The 26,091-nt window shown below is 67.2% G+C and carries 26 protein-coding genes; 8 read left to right on the plus strand and 18 right to left on the minus strand.

Annotated features, from left to right (window positions below; all coding sequences use genetic code 11):
• Position 1 precedes the first annotated feature (1 nt).
• Positions 2–598 carry a DNA-3-methyladenine glycosylase gene (locus JKL49_RS17430; protein WP_215342137.1) on the plus strand — a complete coding sequence of 199 codons (597 nt, stop codon included), beginning with the start codon at positions 2–4 and terminating at the stop codon, positions 596–598.
• A 5-nt stretch (positions 599–603) separates the two neighbouring features.
• Here the strand turns inward: JKL49_RS17430 and JKL49_RS17435 are convergent, their stop codons facing one another.
• Complete coding sequence (locus tag JKL49_RS17435; RefSeq protein WP_215342139.1) at positions 604–1,086, minus strand: peroxiredoxin; 483 nt, start codon at positions 1,084–1,086, stop codon at positions 604–606.
• Between the two features lie 115 nt (positions 1,087–1,201).
• On the opposite strand from JKL49_RS17435, the gene JKL49_RS17440 reads away from it, so the two are divergent.
• Positions 1,202–1,768 (plus strand): YqgE/AlgH family protein, encoded by a 567-nt coding sequence (locus tag JKL49_RS17440; RefSeq protein WP_215342141.1) that lies wholly within the window; start codon positions 1,202–1,204, stop codon positions 1,766–1,768.
• 46 nt (positions 1,769–1,814) lie between these two features.
• Here JKL49_RS17440 and JKL49_RS17445 read toward each other — a convergent pair whose 3' ends face one another.
• The 12 genes from JKL49_RS17445 to coxB form a co-directional block, all read right to left on the minus strand.
• The gene (locus JKL49_RS17445) at positions 1,815–3,473 is read right to left on the minus strand and encodes a putative bifunctional diguanylate cyclase/phosphodiesterase (protein WP_215342143.1); all 1,659 of its coding nucleotides are present in this window, start codon (positions 3,471–3,473) and stop codon (positions 1,815–1,817) included.
• Between the two features lie 29 nt (positions 3,474–3,502).
• On the minus strand, positions 3,503–4,114 hold the full coding sequence (locus JKL49_RS17450; RefSeq protein WP_215342145.1) for a GNAT family N-acetyltransferase: 612 nt from the start codon (positions 4,112–4,114) through the stop codon (positions 3,503–3,505).
• Between the two features lie 175 nt (positions 4,115–4,289).
• Entirely contained in the window at positions 4,290–5,549 is a 1,260-nt protein-coding gene (locus JKL49_RS17455; RefSeq protein ID WP_215342860.1) for a M16 family metallopeptidase, read from the minus strand.
• Positions 5,550–5,551: 2 nt separating this feature from the next.
• A complete protein-coding gene (gene thrC, locus JKL49_RS17460; RefSeq protein ID WP_215342147.1) occupies positions 5,552–6,943 on the minus strand; it encodes a threonine synthase in 1,392 nt (463 codons plus the stop codon).
• Positions 6,943–7,683, minus strand: a complete 741-nt coding sequence (locus JKL49_RS17465; protein ID WP_215342150.1) for an SURF1 family protein — start codon at positions 7,681–7,683, stop codon at positions 6,943–6,945. Before JKL49_RS17465 ends, thrC begins: the two co-directional genes overlap by 1 nt.
• Positions 7,667–8,032, minus strand: a complete 366-nt coding sequence (locus JKL49_RS17470; protein ID WP_215342152.1) for a DUF983 domain-containing protein — start codon at positions 8,030–8,032, stop codon at positions 7,667–7,669. The genes JKL49_RS17465 and JKL49_RS17470 overlap by 17 nt, the downstream gene beginning before the upstream one ends.
• 4 nt (positions 8,033–8,036) lie before the next feature.
• A complete protein-coding gene (locus JKL49_RS17475) occupies positions 8,037–8,915 on the minus strand; it encodes a cytochrome c oxidase subunit 3 (RefSeq protein ID WP_215342153.1) in 879 nt (292 codons plus the stop codon).
• A gap of 73 nt (positions 8,916–8,988) precedes the next feature.
• Positions 8,989–9,615 carry a cytochrome c oxidase assembly protein gene (locus JKL49_RS17480; RefSeq protein WP_215342156.1) on the minus strand — a complete coding sequence of 209 codons (627 nt, stop codon included), beginning with the start codon at positions 9,613–9,615 and terminating at the stop codon, positions 8,989–8,991.
• Positions 9,608–9,754: a hypothetical protein gene (locus tag JKL49_RS17485; protein WP_215342158.1), complete on the minus strand. Its 147-nt coding sequence runs from the start codon at positions 9,752–9,754 to the stop codon at positions 9,608–9,610. The genes JKL49_RS17480 and JKL49_RS17485 overlap by 8 nt, the downstream gene beginning before the upstream one ends.
• Positions 9,751–10,722 (minus strand): heme o synthase, encoded by a 972-nt coding sequence (gene cyoE, locus JKL49_RS17490; RefSeq protein WP_215342161.1) that lies wholly within the window; start codon positions 10,720–10,722, stop codon positions 9,751–9,753. The genes JKL49_RS17485 and cyoE overlap by 4 nt, the downstream gene beginning before the upstream one ends.
• 82 nt (positions 10,723–10,804) lie before the next feature.
• On the minus strand, positions 10,805–12,460 hold the full coding sequence (ctaD, locus tag JKL49_RS17495; RefSeq protein ID WP_215342163.1) for a cytochrome c oxidase subunit I: 1,656 nt from the start codon (positions 12,458–12,460) through the stop codon (positions 10,805–10,807).
• A gap of 17 nt (positions 12,461–12,477) precedes the next feature.
• Positions 12,478–13,461, minus strand: coding sequence for a cytochrome c oxidase subunit II (coxB, locus tag JKL49_RS17500; protein ID WP_215342165.1), 984 nt, complete (start codon positions 13,459–13,461; stop codon positions 12,478–12,480).
• Between the two features lie 361 nt (positions 13,462–13,822).
• Between coxB and tldD the strand changes: the two genes are divergently transcribed.
• Positions 13,823–15,265 (plus strand): metalloprotease TldD, encoded by a 1,443-nt coding sequence (gene tldD, locus JKL49_RS17505; RefSeq protein WP_215342167.1) that lies wholly within the window; start codon positions 13,823–13,825, stop codon positions 15,263–15,265.
• Positions 15,266–15,331: 66 nt separating this feature from the next.
• Here the strand turns inward: tldD and JKL49_RS17510 are convergent, their stop codons facing one another.
• On the minus strand, positions 15,332–15,769 hold the full coding sequence (locus JKL49_RS17510) for a winged helix-turn-helix domain-containing protein (protein WP_215342169.1): 438 nt from the start codon (positions 15,767–15,769) through the stop codon (positions 15,332–15,334).
• Positions 15,770–16,047: 278 nt separating this feature from the next.
• On the opposite strand from JKL49_RS17510, the gene JKL49_RS17515 reads away from it, so the two are divergent.
• Positions 16,048–18,069, plus strand: a complete 2,022-nt coding sequence (locus tag JKL49_RS17515) for a TonB-dependent receptor plug domain-containing protein (RefSeq protein ID WP_215342171.1) — start codon at positions 16,048–16,050, stop codon at positions 18,067–18,069.
• A 43-nt stretch (positions 18,070–18,112) separates the two neighbouring features.
• Here JKL49_RS17515 and JKL49_RS17520 read toward each other — a convergent pair whose 3' ends face one another.
• Positions 18,113–19,993, minus strand: a complete 1,881-nt coding sequence (locus tag JKL49_RS17520; protein ID WP_215342173.1) for a peptide MFS transporter — start codon at positions 19,991–19,993, stop codon at positions 18,113–18,115.
• A gap of 184 nt (positions 19,994–20,177) precedes the next feature.
• Here JKL49_RS17520 and JKL49_RS17525 point away from each other — a divergent pair, with 184 nt between their 5' ends.
• The gene (locus JKL49_RS17525) at positions 20,178–20,681 is read left to right on the plus strand and encodes a DUF427 domain-containing protein (RefSeq protein ID WP_215342175.1); all 504 of its coding nucleotides are present in this window, start codon (positions 20,178–20,180) and stop codon (positions 20,679–20,681) included.
• 44 nt (positions 20,682–20,725) lie between these two features.
• Here the strand turns inward: JKL49_RS17525 and JKL49_RS17530 are convergent, their stop codons facing one another.
• Positions 20,726–22,084: a glutamate--cysteine ligase gene (locus tag JKL49_RS17530; protein ID WP_215342177.1), complete on the minus strand. Its 1,359-nt coding sequence runs from the start codon at positions 22,082–22,084 to the stop codon at positions 20,726–20,728.
• Between the two features lie 101 nt (positions 22,085–22,185).
• Entirely contained in the window at positions 22,186–22,908 is a 723-nt protein-coding gene (locus tag JKL49_RS17535) for a 16S rRNA (uracil(1498)-N(3))-methyltransferase (RefSeq protein ID WP_215342179.1), read from the minus strand.
• Between the two features lie 110 nt (positions 22,909–23,018).
• On the opposite strand from JKL49_RS17535, the gene JKL49_RS17540 reads away from it, so the two are divergent.
• Positions 23,019–23,612 carry a TetR/AcrR family transcriptional regulator gene (locus JKL49_RS17540; RefSeq protein WP_215342181.1) on the plus strand — a complete coding sequence of 198 codons (594 nt, stop codon included), beginning with the start codon at positions 23,019–23,021 and terminating at the stop codon, positions 23,610–23,612.
• Positions 23,609–24,769, plus strand: a complete 1,161-nt coding sequence (locus JKL49_RS17545) for an aromatic ring-hydroxylating oxygenase subunit alpha (protein ID WP_215342183.1) — start codon at positions 23,609–23,611, stop codon at positions 24,767–24,769. The genes JKL49_RS17540 and JKL49_RS17545 overlap by 4 nt, the downstream gene beginning before the upstream one ends.
• On the opposite strand, the gene JKL49_RS17550 is transcribed toward JKL49_RS17545, so the two are convergent.
• Positions 24,766–25,263, minus strand: coding sequence for a GNAT family N-acetyltransferase (locus JKL49_RS17550; RefSeq protein ID WP_215342185.1), 498 nt, complete (start codon positions 25,261–25,263; stop codon positions 24,766–24,768). The genes JKL49_RS17545 and JKL49_RS17550 overlap by 4 nt on opposite strands.
• Positions 25,264–25,323: 60 nt before the next feature.
• Between JKL49_RS17550 and ppk2 the strand changes: the two genes are divergently transcribed.
• The gene (ppk2, locus tag JKL49_RS17555; protein ID WP_215342187.1) at positions 25,324–26,091 is read left to right on the plus strand and encodes a polyphosphate kinase 2; all 768 of its coding nucleotides are present in this window, start codon (positions 25,324–25,326) and stop codon (positions 26,089–26,091) included.

The following is a 26,091-nucleotide window of genomic DNA, read 5'->3' on the forward strand; positions in this document are numbered from 1 at the left end:
GATGAGTTCTTTTCTTTCCGGCAGTTCGGACCCAAGCGAACACGGCGTCAAGCTGTTCGAACGCCATCCGGCCGACGTGGCGCGAGCCCTGATCGGCATGGTCGTCACCGTGGACGGGGTCGGCGGCCGCATTGTCGAGACCGAGGCCTACCACCATGAGGACCCGGCATCCCACGCTTACAACGGGCAAACGCCGCGTAACGGGGCCATGTTCGGCGCAATAGGCCACGCCTATGTCTACCGCGCCTACGGCCTGCACTGGTGCCTGAACTTCGTCTGCGGCGACACGCCTGGCAGCGCGGTGCTGATCCGCGCGCTGGAGCCGACGGCGGGGATCGAGCGGATGCGGGAACGGCGCGGTATGGAGACCCTGCGCCTGCTTTGCGCGGGCCCAGGCCGCCTCTGCCAGGCGCTCGGGATATCCCGCGCCCATGACGGGCTGGCCCTGGACGGGCCGCCCTTCGACCTGGAGCCTTCGTTGCAGGAGTGGGAGATCGCGGTGGGGCCCCGCATCGGCCTCACCAAGGGAGTTCAGACCCCCTGGCGCTACGGTCTGGCCGGCTCGAGATTCCTGAGCCGGCCTTTCCCGAAGTCGTAGTGCGCTTAGAGCTGCGCCAGCAGGTAGTCGGCGGCCGAGACCTTGAATTCGCCGGGGGCCTCGACGTTCAGTTCCTTCACCACGCCGTCCTCGACGATCATGGAATAGCGCTGCGAGCGCAGGCCCAGGCCGAACTTGGAGCCGTCCATGTCCAGGCCAACGGCCTTGGTGAAATCGCCGGCCGGGTCGGCGATCATCTGGATGGTGTCCATCACGCCCTGGTTCTCGCCCCAGGCCTTCATGACGAAGGCGTCGTTGACGGAAAGGCAGACGATGGCGTCGACGCCCTTGGCCGTGATGTCGGAGGCGAGGTCCTTGTAGCCGGGCACGTGCTTGGCCGAGCAGGTGGGGGTGAAGGCGCCGGGGACCGCGAAGAAGGCCACCTTCTTGCCGCCGAAGATTTCGTCGGTGGTGGTGGGCTTGGGACCCTCGGCGGTTCCGGCGATGAGGTTGGCGCTGGGCAGCTTGTCGCCGACTTTGATGGTCATGGTCTATCTCCCGTGATGGCGTTGGAAACCAGATAACCCCGCGCGAGCCCCATTCAACGCAGAACTTCTGGGGTCGAGACTTGAAAGCGCCGCGTTCGCCTTCAAACTAGGAACAATGGACGACGCCACCTTCCTTTCAGGCCAGCTCTTGATCGCCATGCCCGGCATCGGTGACCCGCGCTTCGAGCGCGCCCTGGTGCTGGTCTGCGCCCATGACGAGACCCACGCCATGGGCATCGCGGTCAACCGCCCCGTCGAGGGCCTGACCATTCCCGACCTGCTCAGGCGCCTGGAGGTGAAGTCGGAGATCGAGATCCCGCCCGACCTGGTGCTGATCGGTGGGCCGGTGCAACGCGAGCGCGGCTTCGTGGTCCATACCGACGACTACAGCGCCGGCGACCATAGCATAGAACTGGGCGGCGGCGTGGCGCTCACCCCCACCCGCGAGGCGCTCGAAGCCATGGGCGCGCAGGATCACCCGCGTCGCGCCCTGCTGGCCCTGGGCTATGCCGGCTGGGGGGCCGGGCAGCTGGAATACGAGATCCGCGAGAACGTCTGGCTCACCTGCCCCGCCGACGAGGCGCTGATCTTCGACCCCGACCACGACCGGAAGTGGACCAAGGCGCTCGCCAAGCTGGGCGTGGACGCGAGCCTGCTGACGGCGGAGGCGGGGCGGGCGTAACTCAAACCCACTCATCCCGGCGAAGGCCGGGATGAGTGGAGAGAGATCAGCCCCGCGCCTTCACGGGCGCCGCGCCGTCGACATAGCTTTCGTTGAGATAGACCTCGGCCTCTTGGGGGGACAGGGCCGGGGCGTAGCCGAAGCCCTGGCCGTAGTCGCAGCCGACGGCCAGCAGGGCCTTGGCCATCTGAGCGTTCTCGACGCCCTCGGCGACGACCTCCAGGGCGAGGTCCTGGCCCAGCTTCACCACGGAGGTGACGATCTTCGCCGAGCCCTCGTTGGTGGCCATGGTGCGCACGAAGTAGCGGTCGATCTTCAGGGTGTCGAAGGGCAGCCGCGTCAGGTAGCTCAGCGACGAGAAGCCGGTGCCGAAGTCGTCGAGGGCCAACGCCGCCCCGGCCTCGCGTAGATTGCCGAGAATCACAGCGGCCCGGTCGGGGTCGCGCATGACGTCGCCCTCGGTGACCTCCAGCTTCAGCGCGCCGGGCGGCAGGCCGGTGTCGCGGCGGATGCGCATGACGTCAGAAACCAGGTCGGGCCGGTCGATCTCGCCGGTGGAAAGGTTCACCGCCACGGTCAGGTCCCCGGCGGCGCGGTGGTTGTTGCGCCAGACGGCCAGCTGCTCGGCGGCCTGGCGCATCATCAGGGCGCCCAGCTCGCTCATCAGCCCCATCTCGTCGCAGAGCGGCAGGAACTGGTCGGGGGTCAGCAGGCCGCGGCGCGGGTGCTTCCAGCGCACCAGGGCCTCGAAGCCCGACAACGCTCCGGTCGAGAGCCGCACGATGGGCTGGTAATAGGCGGTGAGTTCGCCGCGCCCGATGGCGCCGCGCAGGTCGCTCTCCAGGGCCAGGCGCGAGAGTCCGTCGGTCTCCATGGTGCGGCCATAGGCGGCCCCGCCGCCCCGGCCGTTGCTCTTGGCTGATTCCACGGCCAGCTCGGCCCGGCGCAGCAGTTCGGCGGCCTCCGGCGCCTCGTCGCCGCCCATGGCCTCGACAGCGCCGATCGACAGGGTGGGATGGATATCGAAGCCGGCCACCCGCAGGGGCTGCTCGAGGGCCTTGCGCAGGGTCTCCGCCGCGCTGATGGCGCGGATGGGGGTCAGGAGAGCGAACTCATCCTCGCCGATACGGGCCATCAGCACGCCGGGCGGGAAGGCCGCGGCCATGCGCGAGCCGAGGGCCGCCAGCACCAGGTCGGCACGCTCGTGGCCGAGCGCCTCGTTCAGGCGGCGCAGACGGTCGAGGTCGGCCACCACCAGTTCGTGTACGCCTGGGGTCTGCAGCCGCTCGCGGGCCTGGGCGACGAAACTCTTGCGGTCGAGAAGGCCGGTCAGCTTGTCGACGTCGGAGGCGGCGAATTTGGTTTCCGGCGCCACGACGCCCGCGGCCCGAAGCCCTTCCTCCAGCCAGACGCCGCGCCAGATGCAGACGCCGCCGGCCCGCATCCGCAGGCGCACGGCGATCTCGCTACCCGGCTCCTGCACGCGCAGGACTTCCTCGGCGAGCGCCCGGTCCTGGGGCATGGCGAGGGCGCGCATGGCGGCAGATGAACATTCAGGGGCGAGGGGCCCGAGACCCAGGGCGCGCGACGCGCCGGTGATACGCAGCCGGTCGCGCTCCGGCTCCCATAGCCACAGGGCCACGTCGGCGGCGCCCAACGCCTCAAGCGTCGTCGTGGCGTCCCAGATCCAACGGTCGTTCGCCATCGACTTGACTAACTTTGCCCATGTGCCGGCTAGACCGACACTCCCTGATCGGGCTCAAGGGCCGCGCGAAGCGGCGACACAAGTCCGAACAGGACATGATCTCGCCAAACGCCGTTAATTTTCAAATAAGCCTTCGCATATCCTTCCTCCGTGAACCCCGCGCGATTGAGCAGTTTTCGGCTGGGTTCGTTGGTGGGAAGGCAGGCGGCCTCCAGGCGATGGAGGGCGAGCGTGCGGAAGGAAAAAAGCGTCAGGGCCCGGACGGCGGCCAGGGTTTGTCCTTGCCGGGCAAAGGCTTGGCCGCACCAGTAGCCCACTGAGCCCATCTGGGCGACGCCGCGGCGGACGTTGGAGAGCGTGATCCCGCCGGTCAGGGCCTCATCGCTCGAGCGGAAAACAAAGAACGGATAGGCGACACCCGCCTCGCGATCGCGGGCATAGGCGGTCAGTCTGCGGCGGAAAGCCGCGCGGCTCAGATCGTCGGCCGGCCAGGTCGGCTCCCACGGCTGCAGGAAATCCCGCGAGGCCGCCCGCAGTTCGCGCCATTCCTCGAAGTCGCCGTTGCGGGCCGGACGCAGGAACACGCCTTCGCCTTCCACGCGTAGGCCGCTTTCCGGCGCGATCCAGTCCAGCAGGGCCATGGGAGGAAGGTCCGACGCCCCGCGAGGGCCGTCAAGCTCTCTAGAGCCTGATCCGTTGAGGTGGAATCGCTTCGCGATTCCGCCGATGCGGTGAATCAGGCTCCAGATTTAAGCGAGAGCATGATTCACGCTTCAGCCGGGACCTCTACGCGGTTCCGTCTAAAACGATCATGCTCTAGCCGAACAACGCATTCTGGAACGCATCGGCGGCCTTGAGCGCGGCCTTGGGACCCAGCACGCTGACGGCGGCCTTGCCAGGCGCCAGCAAGGAGGCCCCCAGGCGGGCGAGGTCAGCCGCCTCGACGGCGTCGATCTGCTCGGCGATCTCGGCGGTGGACAGCAGGCGGCCAAACAGCAGCACCTGACCGGCGGCCTGCTCGGCGCGCGCCTGCAGCGACTCTCGGGCCATGAACATCCCGGCCTTCAACTGGGCCTTGGCGCGGGCCAGCTCCGCGGGCTCGACGCGTTCGGCCAGGCCCTGGATCTCGCCGGCCGCCACCTTGGCCAGTTCGGCGGCGTCCTTGGCCGCGCAGCCGGCGAAGATCCCCAGGATGCCGGTGTCGGCATAGGTCTCGGAATAGGCGTCGACCGCATAGGCCAGGCCGCGCTTCTCGCGGGCCTCCTGGAACAGCCGCGAGGCCATGCCGCCGCCGAGGATCTCAGCGAACAGGCGCAGGGGGAAATAGTCGTCGTGACGGACGCCCACCGCCGGCAGCAGGAAGACGAGGTTAGCCTGTTCGAGCGACTTGGACGCCGTCTCAGTCCCGCCGGTGAAGGCGCCGGGCGAGGCGTCCGGGATGGGCTTGCCGGCAGCCTGGCCGAAGTCCCGCTCGGCGAGCTTCAGCACCTCGTCCTCGGTGACGGCGCCGGACGCGGCGAAGATCAGGGTCTGTGGCGCATAGAGGGCTGCGCGCCAGTCGGCCAGTGTCTCCTGGGTGGCGGGCGCGATGGAGGCGTCGGTGCCGAGGATGGACCGCCCCAGGGCCTGGTCGCGGAAGGCCGCGCCCTGGGCCATCTCGAAGACCACGTCGTCAGGGGTGTCGGTGGCCTCGGCGATCTCCTGGCCCACCACCTGCTTCTCACGGGTCAGATCGGTGGGGTCGATGACGGGTCGCTGGATCAGATCGGCCAGCACCGCCGAGCCCAGCTCGAGGCCGCCGGCCAGGGCGCGGATCTGGAAGCTGGTGCGCTCATAACCGGTGGCGGCGTTGATGGAGCCGCCCTCGGCCTCGACCACCTCGACGATCTCGCGGGCCGAGCGATCACCGGCCCCCTTGAAGACCATGTGTTCGAGCAGGTGCGACCAGCCCGACCGGGCCTCGTCCTCGAACCGCGCGCCGCGGCCAGCGACGACGGAGAGCGCCACGGTCTCAAGGCCCGGGACCGGGTCGCAGACGACGCGGACGCCGTTGGAGAGGGTGTGGAGCGTGGCCAGGGTCAGCTTTCCGCGAAGGCCCGGACGTAGGCCTTGATCGTGTCGGCGTCGGCCGGCAGGCGGTCGAAGCGTTCGGCCTTGCCGGCCAGGTTCTGGGCGCTGCGCGGCATGACCGGGGTCTCGCCGCAGGCGGCGCTGACGGCCTCCGGGAACTTGGCGGCATGGGCGGTCGACAGGATCACGACAGGGTCGGTGATCTCGCGCGCCTTGCGGAATGCGGCCATACCCACGGCGGTGTGCGGATCGATCAGTTCGCCGGTCTCATTGAGGGTGGCGACGATGGAGCCGCTGGTCTCGCGCTCGCCGATGGAGACGCCCACGAAGGTCTCGCGCATGGTGGCCAGCGCGCCGGGCGGGATGTCGATCACGCCGGTATCGTTGAACGCCTTGAAGGCCCGCGCGGTCTCGACGCCGTCGCGTCGGACGGCCTCGAAATAGAGCCGCTCGAAGTTGGAGGCCGACTGGATGTCCATGGCCGGCGACTGGGTCTGGGCCACCGCGCCGCGGCTGTATCGGCCGTCCTGGAAGGCGCGCGCCAGGATGTCGTTGGAATTGGTGGCCACGATGATCTTGGAGATCGGCAGGCCCATGCGCTTGGCCATGAAGCCCGCGAAGCCGTCGCCGAAATTGCCCGAGGGCACGGAGAAGGCCACCGGCCGATGCGGCGCGCCGACCGCGACCGCGCTGGTGAAGTAGTAGACCGCCTGGGCGACGATGCGGGCGAAGTTAATGGAGTTCACCGCCGACAGCCCCACCGACTGCTTCAGGCTCTGATCCGACAGGGCGTCCTTCAGGATGGCCTGGCAGTCGTCGAAGGTGCCCGAGACCGCCACGCAACGGACATTGTCATCGCCGGCCGTGGTCATGAAGCGGCGCTGCACCTCGCTGATGCGGCCGTCCGGGAACATGGCGACGATCCGGGTGTTGGCGCGACCGCGGAAGGCCTCCACCGCCGCCCCGCCGGTGTCGCCCGAGGTGGCGCAGAGGATGGTCTGGGTGCGCTTCTGGGCGGCAAGCACATGGTCGCTGATGCGGGCCAGCAGCTGCATGGCCACGTCCTTGAACGCAAGGCTCGGCCCATGGAACAACTCGCATAGGAAGCCGCCCGGATAGAGCTGCTTCACCGGGACTACGGCGGCGTGGGTGAAGGTGCCGTAGGCCTCGGCGCACATCTCGGCCAGGGTCTCGCGCGGGATCTCGTCGCCCACGAAGCAGGCCAGCACCTCGGTGGCCACATGGGCGTAGGGCTTGCCTGCGAAGGCGGCGATCTGACTGTGGGTCAGGGTCGGCCATTCCTCCGGCACATAGAGGCCGCCGTCGGGCGCCAGGCCCGCCAGGATCGCATCGACAAAGCCGACCGCGGGGGACTGTCCCCGCGTAGAAACGTATCGCATCACGCCTTCCACCACCGCCAGAGCATGGCGGCATAGACGGCGGCCAGGGACCCCGCAAGGCCGAACCAGGTCAGGGCGTATTCGAGATGGCGGTTGGGGATTTCCGCCGGCAGAGGCTGGGGCTTCAGGGCCTGCCAGCCGGGATTGGAGCTGGTCTCCGCCGCCAGGATGATGGGCGCAGGCGCAGGCGCCTTCAGGTGGGCGGACATGGCGGCGATGTCGCGCGAATACCAGTGGTTGCCCGCCAGGTCGTTGGGCGGGGTCACGAAGGTGGCCTTGTCTGGCGAGCGCAGGACCCCCACCAGCGACACCGGCGTCTTGTCCGCAAGGTCGATCGGAGGCCGGGCGGAGATGGTGTCGGCGATGAAGCCGCGGTCCACCAGGATGGTGCGGTACTTGGCGCTCTCCACCACGCAGGCGGAGATCAGTCGCAGGCCGGCGCCGCTTTCACGGACCGAATAGAGCTCGAGATAGGGCGCGGCGCCCAGGCCGGGGCAGTCTACCTTCACCCGGATGAAGTCGCCCTGGCCGCCGTGGGCCAGGCTGTCGAGGACGGGGCCGAGGGGGCGGGCGGGCGCGGCCTGCAGGGCGGCGATGCGGGCCAGCAGGTCTTCCTTCCAGGCCAGGCGGTGCAGCTGCCAGGCTCCCAGCCAGACCAGGATCCCGGCCGCGATGAGCGTCGCGATCGTCAGGCCGAGGGGGAAGGCCTTGCGGGAGAGGGTGTCAGTCCTGTCCGTCACGACGCGCCTCGGAGGCCTTGTTGGCGAACTGGGCGGCTAACAACACGCCCTTCAGCGGTCGCATCAGGCCAAAGCTGAGAATGAGGATCAGGGGCATCCAGATCACCATGGTCACCCAGATCGGCGGATCAAAGGCGAACTGGGTGAAGAGGGCCCCGAAGACGCAGGGAAAGCCCGCGAGCAGAATCACGAAGACCACGGGGCCGTCGCCTGAGTCGGCCTTGGCCAGATCGTAGCCGCACGCCTCACAGCGTTCGGCCACCTTGAGGAAGCCCGAGAAGAGGGGCCCTTCTCCGCAGTTTGGGCAGCGGCCCGCGAGCCCCGCCAGCAGCGGATTGTGACCCCTCATCGGATTAGTGGGCGCCAGCCGCTCCGCCGAACACGACGTAGATGAAGGCGAACAGGAACAGCCAGACCACGTCCACGAAGTGCCAGTACCAGGCGGCGGCTTCGAAGCCGAAGTGCTGCTTGGGGGTGAAGCCGGTGCCCAGCATGCGGATCAGGCAGACCGTCAGGAAGATGGTGCCGATCAGAACGTGGAAGCCGTGGAAGCCCGTGGCCATGAAGAAGGAGGAGCCATAGAGGCCGGCGTTGGAGGCCGCTTCGCTGAAGAAGTACTTATGCTCCAGGATGTGGTGGTACTCGTAGGCCTGGATGGCGGTGAACATCGCGCCCAGCAGGATGGTCAGCACCAGGCCGATCTTCGCGCCCTTACGGTCGCCGGTCTGCAGCGCGTGGTGGCTCCAGGTGACCGTGGTGCCCGAGAGCAGCAGGGTCAGCGTGTTGACCAGGGGCAGGTTCCAGGCCGGGACCAGCTCGACGCCGGCGGGCGGCCAGGTGGCCCAGGCGGTGCGGACTTCCTCGATGGAGGACAGCGTGCGGGCCTCGTGGAACAAGGCCATCTCAAAGAAGATCCAGAACCAGGCGACGAAGAACATCACTTCCGAAGCGATGAACATGATCATGCCGTAGCGCAGTCCGATGGCGACGACCGGGGTATGGTCGCCCTGGTTGGCTTCCTTCACCACGTCCATCCACCAGCCGAGCATGGTGTAGAGCACGCCGGCCAGACCGGCGAAGAAGACCCAGGGCGTGTGGACGGGCAGGCCAAACAGGCCCTTCATCCAGATCACGCCGCCCAGGGCCATGACCGTCGCGGCGATCGAGCCGACGAGGGGCCAGGGGCTGGGATTCACCAGGTGGTAGTCGTGCTTCACATCGCCGGCAGACATAATCGGTCCTAACCCCTCTCAAATCTCAAAACCGTGGGCGCCTCTCCGCGTCCCACAGCCGTCGTAACGGAGGCTATAGCCCCGCCTTGGTGGTCCCGCCAAGGGCCGAAGGCGCCTTGGCCTGCGATGCATCGGCGCGCCGGCTCGCCTTCTCCGCGTCAACGGACGGGTAGAAGGTGTAGGACAGCGTCACCTCGGGCTTGCCCTTGGTCTCGAAGTCGGTCGCGTATTTCGGATCTACGAAGTAAACCACGGGAAACTCGATGGTTTTTCCGGCCGGGATGGTCTGGTCGGAGAAGCAGAAGCATTCCAGCTTCTGGAAGTAGGCGCCGGCGGCCTCGGGCACGACATTGTACATGGCCCGACCGGTGATCGGCGTCTTGCCGTTATTGGTGACCTTGAAATAGGCAAGGCCGGTTTCGCCGATTCGCACGTCCTGACTGGTCTGCTCGGCCGTGAAGGTCCAGGGCAGGTCGCGGACATTGGTGTCGAAGCGGACCTGCAGCTTGCGGGCCAGCACGGTGTCGGGGGCCTTCTCGGCCCGGCGCACGGCGCCGTCGAACCCGGTGGCCTGGCAGAAGGCCTTGTACAGCGGCACCGCGGCATAGGACGCGCCCACCATCCCCAGGAAGGTCACGAAGCAGATGACGCCCAGTTTGCGGTTGCGGCTCTGCTGGGGGGTAAGGGGGCGCTTAGCCATGGGGCGTGTTGGCGCCCATGCGCACCACCGTCACGATGAAGACCAGGACCACGAATAGCACCAGGCCGAGCGCGAGCGCGATATTGCGGCCGCGTCGCGCCTTGGCGTCTACGGGACCTTCGTTCTGCGGGTCGCTCATTGGAATCCTCCGAAGGCGGGCAGGTCGAGAAGGTGCTCGGCCAGCAGGGTGGCGAACAGCAGGGTCAGGTAGAGGATCGAGAAGGCGAACAGGTTGCGCGCATCCTTGGCCGCGGCCTTGACGTCATAGAGGCCGTCGTCCTGGCGCGGATCGGCGGCATCGCCAGCCCGGCTCTTGAACACTCGCCAGGCCAGAATCAGGAAGATCAGGCCGCCGCCGGCCGCCACAGCCAGATAGGTCAGGCCGCCCAGGCCCGTAAAGGCCGGGACCAGGCAGAGCGGTGTGAACAGCAGGCTGTAGATCAAGATCTGCTTGCGGGTCGACTTGGCGCCGGCCACCACCGGCATCATCGGGACGCCGGCCTTTTCGTAGTCCTCGCTGGTGTAGAGCGAGAGCGCCCAGAAGTGGGGCGGGGTCCACATGAAGATGATGGCGCACAGCAGCCAGGCGTTAAGCGGCACGGTTCCCGTCGCCGCGGCCCAGCCGATGACCGGCGGCAAGGCGCCGGCCAGGCCGCCGATGACGATGTTCTGCGGCGTCGAGCGCTTCAGCCACATCGTGTAGACGACCGCATAGAAGACGATGGTGAAGGCCAGCAGGCCCGCCGCCAGCCAGTTCACGGTCATGCCCAGCAGCATGATGGAGAACATCGACAGCACGATCCCAAGCGCCAGGGCGTCGGCGCCTTGGACACGGCCGGCGGGCACCGGACGGCCCCGCGTGCGGCGCATCTTGGCGTCGATGTCGGCGTCGAACCACATGTTGAGCGAGGCCGAGGCTCCCGCGCCCACGGCGATGCAGAGGATGGCGATGGCGCCCAGGATCGGATTGATCGGGGAGTCGGCGCAGACCATGCCGGTGATGGCGGTGAACACCACCAGGGACATCACACGCGGCTTCAGCAGCTGCAGGAAGTCCTGCCAGCGCGCGGGCGCACGGCTCGTGGGAAGGGCTGACGACATCGTCATGGTTCTACTCTCAACGGTCGAGGGGCGCGCGCCGGATTGTTCCAGCCCGCGCCCCTCTTGAAGTCTCGGGTGAGGCTGGACCCTAGTGGAGGTCGGGCTTGATCACCGGCAGTTCGTTGAACTGGTGGAACGGCGGCGGCGAGGACAGAGTCCACTCCAGCGTCGTGGCGCCTTCGCCCCAGGGATTGGCCTCGGCCTTGCGGCGCGAGATGGCGGCTTCGGCCAGCAGGATCAGGAAGATGACCACGCCGAAGGCGGTGATCATGTAGCCGATCGAGGAGACCTTGTTCCAGAGCGCGAACGCGTCGGGATAGTCCACGTAACGGCGCGGCATGCCCTGGAGGCCCAGGAAGTGCTGCGGGAAGAAGATCAGGTTCACCCCGACGAAGGTGATCCAGAAGTGGGTGGCGCCCAGCCACTCACGGTACTTCACGCCCCAGATCTTCTCGAACCAGTAGTAGAAGCCCGCGAAGATTCCGAACACCGCGCCGAGGCTGAGCACGTAGTGGAAGTGGGCCACGACGTAATAGGTGTCGTGCAGGCTGTAGTCGACGCCCGCATTGGCCAGCACCACGCCGGTCACGCCGCCGACGGTGAACAGGAAGATGAAGCCCATCGCCCACAGCATGGGCGTCTTGAAGTCGATGGAGCCGCCCCACATCGTGGCGATCCAGGAGAACACCTTCACGCCCGTCGGCACGGCGATGACCATGGTCGCGGCCACGAAGTAGGCGCGCAGGTTGATGGTCATGCCCACGGTGTACATGTGGTGGGCCCACACGACGAAGCCGATGAAGCCGATGGCCACCATGGCGTAGGCCATGGCGAGGTAGCCGAAGACCGGCTTCTTGGAGAAGGTCGAGACGATGTGGCTGATCATGCCGAAGGCCGGCAGGATCAGGATGTACACTTCCGGGTGCCCGAAGAACCAGAACAGGTGCTGGTACATCACGGGATCACCGCCGCCGGCGGCGTCGAAGAAGTGCGTGTGGAAGTTGCGGTCGGTCAGCAGCATGGTGATCGCGCCGGCCAGGACGGGCAGCGAGAGCAGCAGCAGGAAGACCGTCACCAGGATCGACCAGACGAACAGCGGCATGCGGTGCAGGGTCATGCCCGGCGCGCGCATGTTGAAGATCGTGGTGATGAAGTTGATGGCTCCGAGGATGGAGCTGGCGCCGGCCAGGTGGACCGACAGGATGGCGCAGTCCATGGCAGGACCTGTGTGGCCCGAGGTGGAGAGCGGCGGATAAAGCGTCCAGCCGCCGCCGAACCCGCGGCCGGGGCCGCCGTCGACGAACAGCGAGATGCACAGCATCACCCAGGCGGCCACCAGCAGCCAGAAGGAGATGTTGTTCATCCGCGGGAAAGCCATGTCCGGCGCGCCAATCATCAGCGGCACGAACCAGTTGCCGAACCCGCCGATCATGGCGGGCATGACCATGAAGAAGATCATGATCAGGGCGTGGGCGGTGACCACGGCGTTGTAGCCGTGCTTGGACTGCTCCACGAGGCCGAACAGGTGGATGCCCGAGGTCGGGGAGAAAATCTGAATCCCCGGCTCGTACAGCTCCCAGCGGATCAGGCCCGAGAGGGCCCCACCGACGATCCCCGCCATGATGGCGAAGATCAGATAGAGCGTGCCGATGTCCTTGTGGTTCGTGGAGAAGAACCAGCGGGTGAAGAACCCGGGCTTGTGGTCGTGATCGTCGTGATGATCGTGAGCGGCGGCGTGTGCCATCGTACGCGTGTCCTAGATCAGTGCGCGGCCGGCGCCGGAACGGGCGCAGGCGGCGTGGAAGTCGGCGTCGCCGGCGCCGGAGCCGGCGCGGCGGGATTCATGGGCGAGGCGGGGGCCGGCGCAGTGGCCGAGACCGCAACCGCGGCGTCCGCCGCGGCCGGAGCCTCGGGCTTGGCGCCGACGGCGGAGCCGCCCTTCTTGGCGACCCAGGCGTCGTATTCGGCCTGGCTCACGGCATGGACCTCGATCGGCATGAAGGCGTGATCGACGCCGCACAGCTCACGGCACGAGCCGTAATAGATGCCCGGACGGTCCACCTTGAACCAGGTCTCGTTGACCCGGCCGGGGACGGCGTCGGTGATCACCCCGAAGGAGGGGACCGCGAAAGCGTGGATCACGTCGGCGCCGGTGACCAGAACGCGGACCACCTGGTTGACCGGAACCACCAGCGGCTCGGTGGCCGCCAGGCGATAGGGGACGTTCTTGGCCTTGGCCTCGTCCTCGGGAAGGATGTTGGAGACGTATTCACCGATCTTGTTGTCGGGATACTCAAAGCCCCAGTACCACTGATACCCCGTGGCCTTCACTGTCATGTAGGGCTTGGGCATGTCGTGGTAGGCGAACAGCAGCTTGAACGAGAAGATGGAGATGCCCATCAGGATCAGGACCGGAAGCACCGTCCAGATGATCTCGATCGGGGTGTTGTGGCTCCACTTGGCCGGGATCGGGTTGGACCGCTTGTTGTAGCGAACCACGATCCAGATCATCAGCCCCAGCACCAGCAAGCAGATCAGCGTGATGATCGGCAGCAGGATCTTATCATGGAAGAAGATGGCGTCGTCGCGCAGCGGGGTCACCCCCGGCTGCAGATTGATCGCGCCCGGCGTGGGTTGCCCCACGAGTTCTTCAGCCGCCAGGGCCGAAAGGCCCCAAAACGCTGTCATCGCGCCCGCCGCGGCGCCTGCCGCCAGCGCTCGCATCCCTTGAAACCTCGACTTCATGTCCCCTCGGTCTGCTTGGCCGGCCGCGTCTCGCCGATACGATCGCCGCCGCCACCGCCGTATTAGAGGAACGCGCCCCGCAAACTGACGTGGCCCGGCCCTTCAGCGCGGTGCATACGCGCTCGCTGACGCCTTGCCAAGGCGGTAGAGCCCCCTATGGCGCGAGCAGGTCGCCAGAGGGCGGAATCTGCGGTGGGCCAAGGGGCTCTGGACGATGTGACGCACGCCGCGCCGACCCATGATCGATGAACGGGCGGGCGGCGCTTGCGGGGCCCGAAAGGCGCTGCGGGGCGCGGTTTGGGGTGACGGGGGGCTCTGGAGCCCCTATCTCTTGGTCCAAGTCAGTCAAGGCAATGCGCTCATGAACGCCCACTCCCCCGCCCCCTCCATCCTGGATTCCGCCGGCGTCTCCCCCGAACGGGCCCGCGAAATCCTTGGGGACGCACTCCAGGGCGCCGATGACGGCGAACTGTTCGTCGAGCGTTCCGAGAGCGAATCGTTCCTCTTCGACGACGGACGATTGAAATCGGCGGCCTATGATTCGTCCGAAGGCTTCGGCCTGCGGGTGGTGGCGGGCGAGACCGCCGGCTACTCCCATTCCAGCGAAATCTCCGAGGCCTCGATCCGCCGGGCGGCGGCCTCGGCCTCGCTCGCCAAGCGCGGTTATGACGGCATCTCTGGTTCCGATGAAGCGCCGCGCGCCACCAATACCAAGCTCTATGGCGAGGACGATCCCACCGCCTCGCCGGCCTTCTCCGAAAAGGTCGCCCTGCTGCAGGAGATCGACGCCTGGTGCCGCGCCCGCGACCCCCGGGTTGTACAGGTCATGGCCTCGATGTCCGGTGAGCGCCGCACGGTGGAGATCCTGCGCGCCGACGGCCGGCTGATCCGCGATGTACGGCCCCTGTCGCGCATCAATGTCCAGGTCACCGTCGAGAAAGACGGCCGCCGCGAGAACGGCTTCACCGGCGCCGGCGGCCGCGCCGGCTTCGAGAACTGGATCAGCGCCGCCAATTGGCAGGAGCAGGCGGAGGAGGCCCTGCGTCAGGCCCTGATGAACCTGGACGCCGTCCCCTGCCCCGCCGGCGAGATGGACGTGGTCCTCGGCGCCGGCTGGAACGGCATCCTGCTGCACGAGGCCGTCGGCCACGGCCTGGAGGGCGACTTCAACCGCAAGGGCACCTCGGCCTTCGCCGGCCGCATCGGCGAGCAGGTGGCCGCCCGCGGCGTCACCGTGTTCGACGACGGCTCCCTGCCCGGCCGCCGCGGCTCGCTCACCGTCGACGACGAGGGCACCCCCACGGAGCGCACCGTGCTTATCGAGGACGGCATTCTCGTCGGCTACATGCACGACCGCATGAGCGCCCGGCTGATGGGTATGAAGGCCGGCGGCAACGGACGCCGCCAGTCCTACGCCCACATGCCGATGCCGCGGATGACCAATACCGGCATGGACAACGGGACCACCAACACCCCGCGCTCGGAGATGATCGAGGCCACCAAGCGCGGCCTCTACTGCGCCAATTTCGGCGGCGGCCAGGTGGACATCACCAACGGCAAGTTCGTCTTCCAGTGCACCGAGGCCTACCTGATCGAGGACGGCAAGATCACCAGCCCGGTGAAGGGCGCCACCCTGATCGGCGACGGCCCCTCGGCGCTCACCCGCATCACCATGATCGGTAACGACTTCGGCTTCGATCCCGGCGTCGGGGTCTGCGGCAAGTCAGGCCAGAGCGTGCCCGTCGGCGTTGGCCAGCCCTCGCTGAAGATCACGGGACTGACCGTCGGCGGGACCAGCGTCTAACACCGTCCAGCATGCGGCTCGCGTCCGACGACCAGGTGGCCGACCTCACGGTCTTCCTGGCGACCCTTATGGATCGGACTTTCGGGACCGACCCGCGCTTTTCCCTGCCGAGGACGTGCCGGGGCTGACCCCCTGGCGCGGCGGCTTGGGGTCGGCCAGCAACAACCCCGACAGCACCGCCAGGGCCGGACTGTCGGCGGCGCCCAGCAGTTGCGCCTCTAGGGTGCGATAGGCGAAAAGGACCTCCCGACCGGCGTCGGTGAGCCGCGCCCCCTTCTGCTGGCCACCGCCCGGCGTGGCCTCCACCAGCGGCGTCGTCCAGCAGCGGTTCATGGTGTCCACCAACAGCCAGGTGCGCCGATAGCTCATGCCCATGGCGCGGCCGCCGCCGGAGATGGAGCCCTCACGGTCGATGGCTTCCAGGAGGTCGGCCTTGCCTGGGCCGATGGCCAGGTCATCGCCGCATAGCAGTTGGATCTTCAGCTTCAGTTGGCCGGCGCGCATGGCCGCCACCTTAAAGCGTGACAGCCTGAACTGGATACCGGTTCAGCCGCCCGTCGCACGCAAAATGCAAAAGGCCCGAGGGCGCGCGACGGTAAAGATCGCGCGCTCGATAACACCGGTTGACAGAAAAAATTACGTTTGTAGTTTCCATTGAGAATTACAAATGTAGTTCTCGCAGGACCCCGAACCTTTCGGCGAATTAATCCAGGTTACGGGCATTTAATTGGCATGGCGCCCAGGGCGCTGGCCAGTTGCGCGGGCACTGGGGGAACCGTCACATGATACACGCTCTGAGCCTCATCGCCGCCCTGGCCGCCGCCGCACCGGCCATCGCCTCTGCGCAAGCCCCGCCCGCGACCCAGGGTGTGATCAGCTATCCCCCGGCCTACTTCGCCGAGCAGCGCCCGACCACGGCCCTGGACATGGTGCAGCGCCTGCCCGGCTTCTCCATCGATGGCGGCGACGACGTGCGCGGCTTCGAGGGCGCGGCCGGCAACATCCTCATCGACGGCGCGCGGCCCACCTCCAAGACCGACGATATCGAGGAGATCCTGCGCCGCATCCCGGCCAAGCAGGTGGACCATGTCGAGCTGATCCGCGGCGGCGCGCCGGGCATCGACATGCAAGGCAAGTCGGTCCTGGCCAATGTGGTCAAGGTGAAGGGCTCGGGCTTCCAGGGCCTGATCGCGTTGGCCAACAATCACGTCATGGACGACGGCCGCAACAGCTCCGGCATCCGGCTCGAAGCCTCCGGTCAGGCCGGGCCTGGGAACTGGGAAGGCGGCTTGCGCTATGGCCAGGGCATCGACGACGGCTCCGGCCCCGGCCACCACGTGCAGGTCTCGGCGGCCGGCACGCCGCTGATCTCGTCCGACATCGACAGCCATGGCCGCGCCTATCAGTGGGTGGTGACCGGCGCCTATGAGACCCCCTTCGCCGGCGGCAAGCTGAAGCTCAACACCCGCGGCTTCTGGAACTGGTACGAGTTCAACCAACTCGACTGGATCAAATTCCCGGCCCCGGCCCTGGAGTCGTCAGCCTATAGCGACGACGAGTACCAGGCCGAGTTCGGGGCCCGCTACGAGCGGGCCTTGGGCGGCCGCACCAACCTGGAACTTATCGGCCTTCAGAAGCTGGCGGGGCACGACATCGTCTCGCCGTTCCGGTCGGCCGGCTTCAACGGCGACTTCTACCTGGACCAGAAGACCAGCGAGACCATCGGCCGCGCGGTGCTGAAATACCGCCAGAGCGAGACCCTGTCCTTCGAGGCGGGCGGCGAAGGCGCGCTGAACATCCTGGAGAGCGAGACCGACCAGCTCAGCAACGGCGTCCCCGACAAGCTGCCCGCCGCCGACGTCAAGGTCACCGAGACCCGGGGCGAGGCCTTCGGCAAGGCGGTGTGGAAGCCCTTCTCTACCCTCACCCTGGAGGGCGGCCTGCGCTACGAGGGCTCCTCCCTCACCTCAGAGGGCGACGTGGCCCTGGAAAAGACCCTCTACTTCCTCAAGCCCCGGGTCGCGGGAAGCTGGGCGCCCGACGATAAGAGCCAGGTCCGCTTCAGCTACGAGCGGGTCGTGGGCCAGCTCAACTTCCAGGACTTCGTGGCCGACTCCTCCCCCAACAACGGCGGCTTCGCGGTCGGCAATCCCAACCTGACGCCGGAACAGGCCTGGGTGAGCGAGCTGGCCTTCGAGCGCCGGTTCTGGACCAAGGGCGCGGTGGTGCTGACCCTGCGCCATTCCAAGCTCACCGACGTCATCGACCGGGCGCCGATCTTCGCCGGAACCCAGGTGTTCGACGCCCCCAGCAATATCGGCGATGGGACCAAGGACGAGCTGATCTTCAACGCCACCCTGCCCCTGGACAGGGTCCTGAAGGGCGCCCAGCTGCGCGGCCAATCCACGTGGCGGCGGTCAGAGGTCACCGACCCCACAACGGGCGAGAAACGCGAGATTTCCCGCCTGCGGCCCCTGGAATGGGAGGCCCACTTCACCCACGACCTTCCCCAGTGGCGAATGAACTGGGGCGCCGACGTGTTCGGCGCCTGGCGCCAGACCTCCTACAAATACAACGCGATCTACACCGACAAGCTGAAGACCTTCGTCATCCTGTTCGCCGAGTGGAAGCCCAAACCCGATCTCACCGTCCGCGCGGAGCTCAACAACGCCACCGAGCGCGGCTTTCGTCACACCACGACAGCCTATGCCGGACCACGCAACACCGCCCCGGTGAAGTATGTCGACGACAGCGACATCCAGTTCGGGCGCGGCCTCTATATCCGGGTGAGAAAAACCTTCTAGCCGGACGCCCCGTCTCCGGTGAGGGAGAGGGGGCGTCAGCCGCCTAAAGCAGCTCCGGGTCCGGGTGCTTGGTGGCTTCCACGCCATGCGCCCAGCCTCGGACCAGGAAGCTGATCAGCACGAAGAACACCCCGCAGCCGACACCGGCCCAGCCGAGCGTGGTGAAGCCGGCGAGCGAGGCCTCCAGGGCCGCGTGCGGGTCCAGCACCTGGCCGCCGATGCTCTCGGTGCCCATCAGGCCGGCGATCTTGCCGCCCACGAACTGGGCGATGGAGGAGGACAGGAACCAGACCGCCATCATGAAGCTGGCCACCGAGGGCAGGGACAGTTTGGTGATCTCCGACAGGCCCACCGGCGACAGGAAGAGTTCGCCGGTGGTGTGCAGCAGGTAGAGCAAGCCCAGCAGCATCAGCGGCACCCGGAAGCTGGCGTCCGCCAGTCCCGCGCCCCAGACCACCACCAGGAAGCCGAGGCCCACCTGCAGCAGGCCCAGGCCGAACTTCATGGTCGGGTTCAGGTCGAGGTTGCGCTTGGCCAGATAGGCCCACAGCGCCGCGAAGATCGGGGCGAAGATGAGGATGAAGGCGGCGTTGAAGGACTGGGTCTGGGCCGCCCCGATGGTGGAGTCGATGAACAGGTCGCGGGTGGGGTCCAGGCCGATGGCCCGAATCTGGTCCGGCGTCCCGATCGGCACGCCCAGGACGCTCACCGCGTGCTGGGTGATGGTCATGTCGACATTGGTGGAAGCGAACAGGTTCAGCGAGGTCCCGGCCTGCTCGAACAGGGTGAAGAACACCACCGCCCCGAAGATCAGGATCACCGCCAGCATCATCCGCTGGCGCTCGACCCAGGTCTTGCAGGCCACGACGATGACATAGGCGATCACCAGCAGCGAGACGACGATGGAGGCCGACAGGGCTAGGCCCACCAGATCGTTGCGCGGCACCAGCAGCCAGACCAGGCCCACGCCCAGGATCCCGCCGATATAGATCAGCCACTCGCGGTTGATGGGGCCCAGGATCGGGCGCGCCAGCAGTTCGGGGTTCGGCGGCTCGCCCTTGCCCTGAAGGTGCTTCTTGCCCAGCACGAAGACCACGAAGCCGGCCGCCATGCCGACCCCGGCCAGGCCGAAGCCCGCCCACCAGCCCACCGTCTGGCCCAGCAGCCCGCACAGCACCGAGGCCCAGAAGGCGCCGAGATTGATGCCGTAGTAGTAGAGGGTGAAGCCTGAATCGCGCCGCGGATCGCCCTGCGGATATAGCTGCCCGACGATGGTGGAGATGTTGGGCTTCAGGAAGCCCACCCCCATGATGATCAGGGAGACGGCCAGGTAGAAGGCGTTCACGCCGCTCTTGTCCTGGGTGGTCTCCATCTTGAAGCTGTCCTTGGGCAGGACCGAGGGCAGGGGACCGCCCGTCAGGCCCTTGATCTCCAGGCCGCCGCCGTCGGCGGGACCGAACTCATAGGGCTTGCCGCCGACGATCAGGCGCACCTCGCGGGCGTCGACGCGACCTTCCGCGGCCACCTCGTACTTCTGCCCGGCATATTCCAGGGTCTGGGTCGCGGGGCGGCCCTCATAGGCCATCATCGAGTGCCCGGCCACCAGCAGCAGGGCGCCGAAGGCCACGGCCTTGCGGGTGCCCAGATAACGGTCGGCCAGCAGTCCCCCCAACAACGGCAGCAGGTACACCAGCGCGGTGTAGGAGCCGTACTGCGCCGAGGCCGTGGCCTGGTCGAACAGCAGGTGCTGGGTCAGGTAGAAGATCAGGATGCCGCGCATCCCGTAATAGGAAAACCGCTCCCACATCTCGGCGAAGAACAGGATGATCAGCCCGCGCGGGTGATTTTTCAAAAGCTGCAGAAGCACGGGCAGGCCGGTCACCAGCGTGATGACGATCCCGAGCATGACGACGAGGTTGAACATGAAGTCGGTCTTCCGATCCTTGGGAGGCCGGCAGCGATCGGGGTTGTTTCACCCCCGCCGGGCTTGTTTGGCGCGAGAAGATCACGGCCAAGGCGCCAGCACAAGCAAGCCGCCACCCCTGCCATGGCAAGGCTGGACCCGGCTCCCCATCTCAGGCGTTAAGCAGGCCTAGGAGGCGCGTCCCATGAAAATCCCCGGTCCCGACCACCCCATCACCATCAGCCCCGGCAGCTCCCGCTGGCGCGTGAAGTTCGCCGGCCACGTCATCGCCGATTCGGGCGACGCCCTGGTGCTGAAGGAGGCCGCCTACAAGCCGGCCATCTACTTCCCGCGGCAGGACGTCTCCATGGAGTACTTCTCTCGCACCGATCGTTCGACCCATTGCCCGTACAAGGGCGACGCGGCCTACTACACGGTGCTGATGGACGGCGAGTTCGCCGAGAACGGCGTCTGGACCTATGAGGAGCCCTACCCCGCCATGGAGCAGATCCGGGAGCGGCTGGCCTTCTACCCCGACAAGTTCGAGATCTACGAGGTTGCCGACGGCGAGGTCGACCCCACCCACGTCCACACCGAACGTCGCACTATAGACGAGGCTGTGCAGCACACCGACTCAGGCTCCGGCGCTAGCCAGAAGGAACACTGGCCGGCCAACACCGATGAAAAGCCGAGGCCCGAGGGAGTTTAATCGAGAGGTATCCTTCTCCCGCAAGGGGAGAAGGGATCGCGATCCTAATACGCGAAGGCTTCGAACACCTTGCTGGCGTCGCCGGCCCAGGGGCCATTGTACAGTTCCAGGAGGCGCTCGGCCGGGGTGACACCGCTGTCGGCAATCTCCTCCAGTTCGGTGAGGTAGCCGGTCTCGTCGATCATGCCGCCGTTCAGGCGGTTGCGGTTCTTCAGGCCAGCCCGCGCGATCGCCACCATGTCCTTGGCGACGTCCTGCACGCTGCGGCCATTGACCTGGGCCTTCAGGCCGATGCGGGCCACGTCGGCGCGCAGGCGCTCGTGGTCGTCCACCGACCAGTCCTTGCAGAGGTCCCAGGCCGCGGCCAGGGCCGCCTGGTCGTAGAAGATCCCGGTCCACAGGGCCGGCAGGGCGCAGAGCCGGCTCCAGGGCCCGGCGTCGGCGCCGCGCATCTCCAGGTACTGCTTGAGGCGCACTTCCGGGAAGAGGGTGGTGGTGTGGTCGGCCCAATCCTTGATGCTCGGGCGCTGGCCGGGCATCTCGGGCAGTTCGCCGGCCATGAACTTGACGAAGGATTTGCCCGCCAGGTCGATGTACTTGCCGTCGCGCTTGGCGAAGTACATCGGGACGTTCATCGCGTAGCGGGCGTAGGTCTCGTAGGTGAACCCGTCCTCGAAGACGAAGCCCAGCATGCCGGTGCGGTCGGCGTCGGTGTCGGTCCAGATGCGTGCGCGGCTCGACAGCCAGCCCGACGGCTTGCCCTCCACGAACGGCGAGTTGGCGAACAGGGCCGTGACGATGGGCTGCAGCGCCAGGCTCACCCGGAACTTGGCGATCATGTCGGCCTCGGAGCCGAAGTCGAGATTGGCCTGCACGGTGCAGGTGCGGAACATCATGTCGAGGCCCAGACCGCCGACCTTGGGCATGTATTCCCGCATGATCTTGTAGCGGCCCTTGGGCATGACCGGGACCTCGTCACGCTTCCAGATCGGCGTGTGACCCAGGCCCAGGAAGCCCAGGCCCAGCTCGTCGGCCACGACCTTTACCTCCTGCAGGTGGGTCCCGGTCTCCTCGCAGATGTCGTGCATGGTCTCCAGCGGCGCGCCGCTAAGCTCGAACTGGCCGCCCGGCTCCAGGCTCACATTGGCCTTGCCGCGTTCCAGGGCGATGATGTGCTCGCCCTCATAGACGCCCTTCCAGCCGAAGCGGGTCAGGCCGTCCAGCAGCGCCTTGATGCCCTTCTCGCCGTCATAGGGCACCGGCTGGTGGGACCCCAGGCGGAACACGAACTTCTCGTGCTCGGCCCCCACGCGCCATTGTTCGGCAGGCTTCTCGCCTTCTTCGAACCAGTGAACCAGATCCTCGAACGTGAGGGGTCGGTCGTCGCCCAGGACGTCGGCCATATGTATCTCCCCAACCCACACAAACACGCCGCACGGGCGTCTATCCCCAAACGGCGGCGATCTTTACGCCGTTCACTCAGGTGGGCGCAATTCTCGAAAGCTCAAGTGGTTCGCCAGTCGCCCAGCGCAGCTTGCCACAGGGTCATGGCGCTGATGGCCGCGGTGTCGGCCCGCAGGATACGCGGACCAAGGGTCGCCGGGACCGTGAAATCGAGGCTGCGCAAGCGTTCGCGCTCGCTGGGAGAGAACCCGCCCTCCGGTCCGATCAGGATCGCCCATGGCTCGGAAGCCACACCTGAGAGCGCTTCGATCACAGGTTTGGCGTCGCCGGCCTCGTCGCAGAACAGCAGACGCCGGCCGCTCCAGCCCTTCAGCAGCTTGTCCAGCTTCACCGGTTCGAGGATTTCCGGCACGTCCAGACGGCCCGTCTGCTCGGCGGCCTCCACGGCGATGGCCTGTAGGCGGTCCACGCGGACCCGGTCGGCGTTGGTCCGCTCGGTCAGCACCGGCTGCACCCGGCGGGCGCCCAGCTCGGCAGCTTTTTCGACGATGGTCTCCAGCCGCCCACGCTTGACCACCGCGATCACCAGGTCGAGGTCCGGTCCCACGCTCTGCGCCCGCTCCAGCGCGTCGGCCCGCAGGATCACCCGGCGCTTGCCGGTCTCGATGATGGTGGCCCGCCACTCCCCGTCCCGGCCGTTGAACACCAGCAGCTCGTCGCCCACCACTTGGCGCATCACGGCGGCCAGATAGCGGCTCTGCCCGTCATCCAACGGCAGGGCGAGGGTGGCGGCGAGATCTTGGGGCACGAAGAGGCGGATCATGGGACGCTTCTAGTGCGGCAAGGCCTGAGAGGAAACGCCTGCTCACAGCCCCAAAACGAGCGCGTCAAACGCCGCTTGCGATTCTGGACTGATCGGTCCACAACATCGCCATGGCCCGCCCCCTGGAATTCGACCGCGACGCCGCCCTCGACCGGGCGATGCGGGTCTTCTGGCGCCAGGGCTACCAGGCCGCCTCCCTCCCCGACCTGCTCGCTGACATGGGCATCAGCCGCAGCAGCCTCTACGCCGCCTTCGGCGACAAGCGCGGCCTGATGGTCGAATGCCTCGACCTGTTCGCCCGCCGCACCCTGCAGATCCTGGCCCGCGCCCGCACCGGCCAACCGCCCCTGGAGGCGCTGCGCCAGTTCTTCGACCGTAGCGTCGTCGACCCGCCCGGCGGCAACGCCGAATGGGGCTGCCTGCTGGTGAACACCGTGCTGGAAATGGCCGATGTCGATGACGGGCTCAGCGCCCACGCCGCCGCGCGGCTGGCGCAGGTTCAGGCGGGGTTCGAGGACTGCCTGCGCGACGCTGGATGCGCTCCAGACCAGGCTGACGAACTCGCCGCCTTCCTCATGCTGGTCAACCAGGGCATGCGGGTGTCCAGCCGCCGCGCCCAGCCCCTCCAGGCCCGCCGTGACCAGATCGCCACCACCTTCCGCGTGCTCAGCGCCGCCATCCCCACCGAGGCTCCCGCGACATGAAACCCGCTGTCCAGATCGAAGTCCTGCGTGAACTGATGTCCCAACTCGACGAGGGCGTGAACGCCGACGCCGGCGGCGTCATGTCCTGCCCGGCCAGCACCTATACCTGTCCTGACCTGGCCGGCCGCGAATGGGAGACCTTCTTCCGGGGCCATCCCCAGATCGTCGGCATGACCGCCGACCTGCCCGAGCCCGGCAGCTTCATCACCTGCAGCGACCTGGGCATCCCGATCCTGGTGACCCGGGACAAGGCGGGCCAGGTCCGCGCCTTCCTCAATTCCTGCCGGCATCGCGGCCCGATGGTGGAGCAGGCCCGCCGGGGCCGGAAGTCGCGGTTCTCCTGCCCCTTCCACGCCTGGACCTATGATTCCTCCGGCGCCCTGATCGGCGTGCCGCAGGAGGACCAGTTCGGGACCATCGACAAGGCGTGCCTGGGCCTGATCGAACTGCCGGCCGCCGAGCGGTTCGGCTTCCTGCTTGTCCATTCCGATCCGAAGGGCGTGATCGACACCGAGACCCTTTTCCAGGGTGTCGCCGACGATCTGGAGCACTGGGATTGGGGCCGCTACGTCCTGGCTCACGAGCAGACCCTGGACATGAAGCTGAACTGGAAGCTGGCCACCGACACCTTCGGCGAGACCTACCACTTCAAGCGCCTGCACAAGGACACCCTGGCCAACAACTTCCACGGCGACGTGCTGTCCTACCGGTCCTACGACCGCAACCATCGGATGATCCTGTGCCTGAGAGGGATCGACGAGCTGCGTGGTCAGCCGGAGGCCGATTGGACCATCGAGCAGGGCGGCTTCCCGGTCTATTTCCTGTTTCCCAACGTGGTGGTGAACGTCGGGAACAAGCGCATCGCGGTGGTGCGGGTCTATCCCGATCCCCAGGACCCCGGACGCTCGATCTCCCAGATCAGCTACTATTTCGACCGCGAGGTCCTGGCGGAGAATCCGGGCATGGCGATGCTGTTTGCGGAAGGGTTCACCGCGGTCGTGGCCGCCGAGGACTACGCCACCGCCGAGACCACCCAGCGCGCCCTGGCCGCCGGCCTGCAGGATCAGCTGCTGTTTGGCCGCAACGAGCCCCCGCTGCACCACTACCACAACACCTTCCGCCGGGCGCTCGGCATGGAGCCCCTGCCGGTCGCCTAGACCCGGAAGCGCAGCACCGGGCCGTTCCAGTCGTCACTGGCGACATCGGTCTCCTCGACGTCCGCATAGGGCGCCGCGGCCCTACGCCAGAAGTGCAGGGCGCCGATGTTGCGCCGGGCCACCGCCGCCTCCCAGACACCAGGATAGCGGGCGAAGATCGCATGGGCCGCGGCCAGGCCCACCCCGCCCCGGCGGTGTTTCCGCAGGATGAAGAACTCGGCCATGTTGCGGTCGACCGTGCGGCCCGCATGGCTGTGGGCGTCCAGCAAGGCGAAGCCGGCGATATGGCCGCCCCTGCGCAACAGCAGAGGCACGTGGCTCGCATCGCTCCAGTAGGGGTCCAGCGGATAGGGCTCGAACCGGCCGTCCCCTCCCACCTCGCCGCGGGGCTGGTCCGACCACTGCTCCGAGAAGTCGTGAACATAGAGCTGCATCAGGTTCTCAAGCACCTCGCGCTCGTGCGGCTGGGCCAGGGTGATTTCGAGGTCTGTCATCAGCGGCTCCCGGCGGGATTTTTCCCTGCCCGCGCCGCGTTTCTGGACTAGGCTTGCGTCATGTCCAAATCTGATAAATCCGACGACCTCAACGATCTCGAGCAGGCCCAGCTCGCCCTGGTCCGCGCCCAGCAGAGGGCGATGGAGAGCGGCGCCAAGGTGCTGATCATCTTCGAGGGCCGCGATGCGGCCGGCAAGGACGGCACGATCCGGCGGGTGATCGAGCACCTCTCGGTCCGCGCCACCCGGGTGATCGCCCTGCCCAAACCCTCCGACCGCGAACGCAGCCAGTGGTACTTCCAGCGCTATGTCGGTCACCTGCCGGCGGCCGGCGAGGTCGTGATCCTCAACCGCTCCTGGTACAACCGTGGCGGCGTCGAACCTGTGATGGGGTTCTGCACCCCCGAGGAGCACGAGAACTTCCTGCGTGACGTCTCCACATTCGAGGCCATGCTGGTGGAGAGCGGCCTCGTCGTGGTGAAACTCTGGCTGGACGTCTCCAAGAAGGAGCAGGCCAAGCGCCTGGAGGAACGCCGCACCGATCCCCTGAAGGTGCTGAAGTCCAGCCCGCTGGACGCCGCCGCCCAATCCAAGTGGGACGACTACACCAAGGCGCGCGACGAGATGCTGAAGCGCACACATGCGCCCCGCACCCCCTGGGTCTGCGTGCGCAACGACGACAAGACCGAAGGCCGGCTCAATGTGCTGCGCTACCTGGTCAACGCCATGGCGCCCAAGGACATCGCCAAGAAGATCAAGGACCCGGACCCCAAGGTGGTCTTCCCCTTCGAGATCGAGGCTCTCACCGACGGGCGCCTGGAGCGGTAG

Origin of the sequence: Phenylobacterium glaciei, from assembly GCF_016772415.1 — a bacterium.
GTDB classification, from domain to species: Bacteria; Pseudomonadota; Alphaproteobacteria; order Caulobacterales; family Caulobacteraceae; genus Phenylobacterium; species Phenylobacterium glaciei.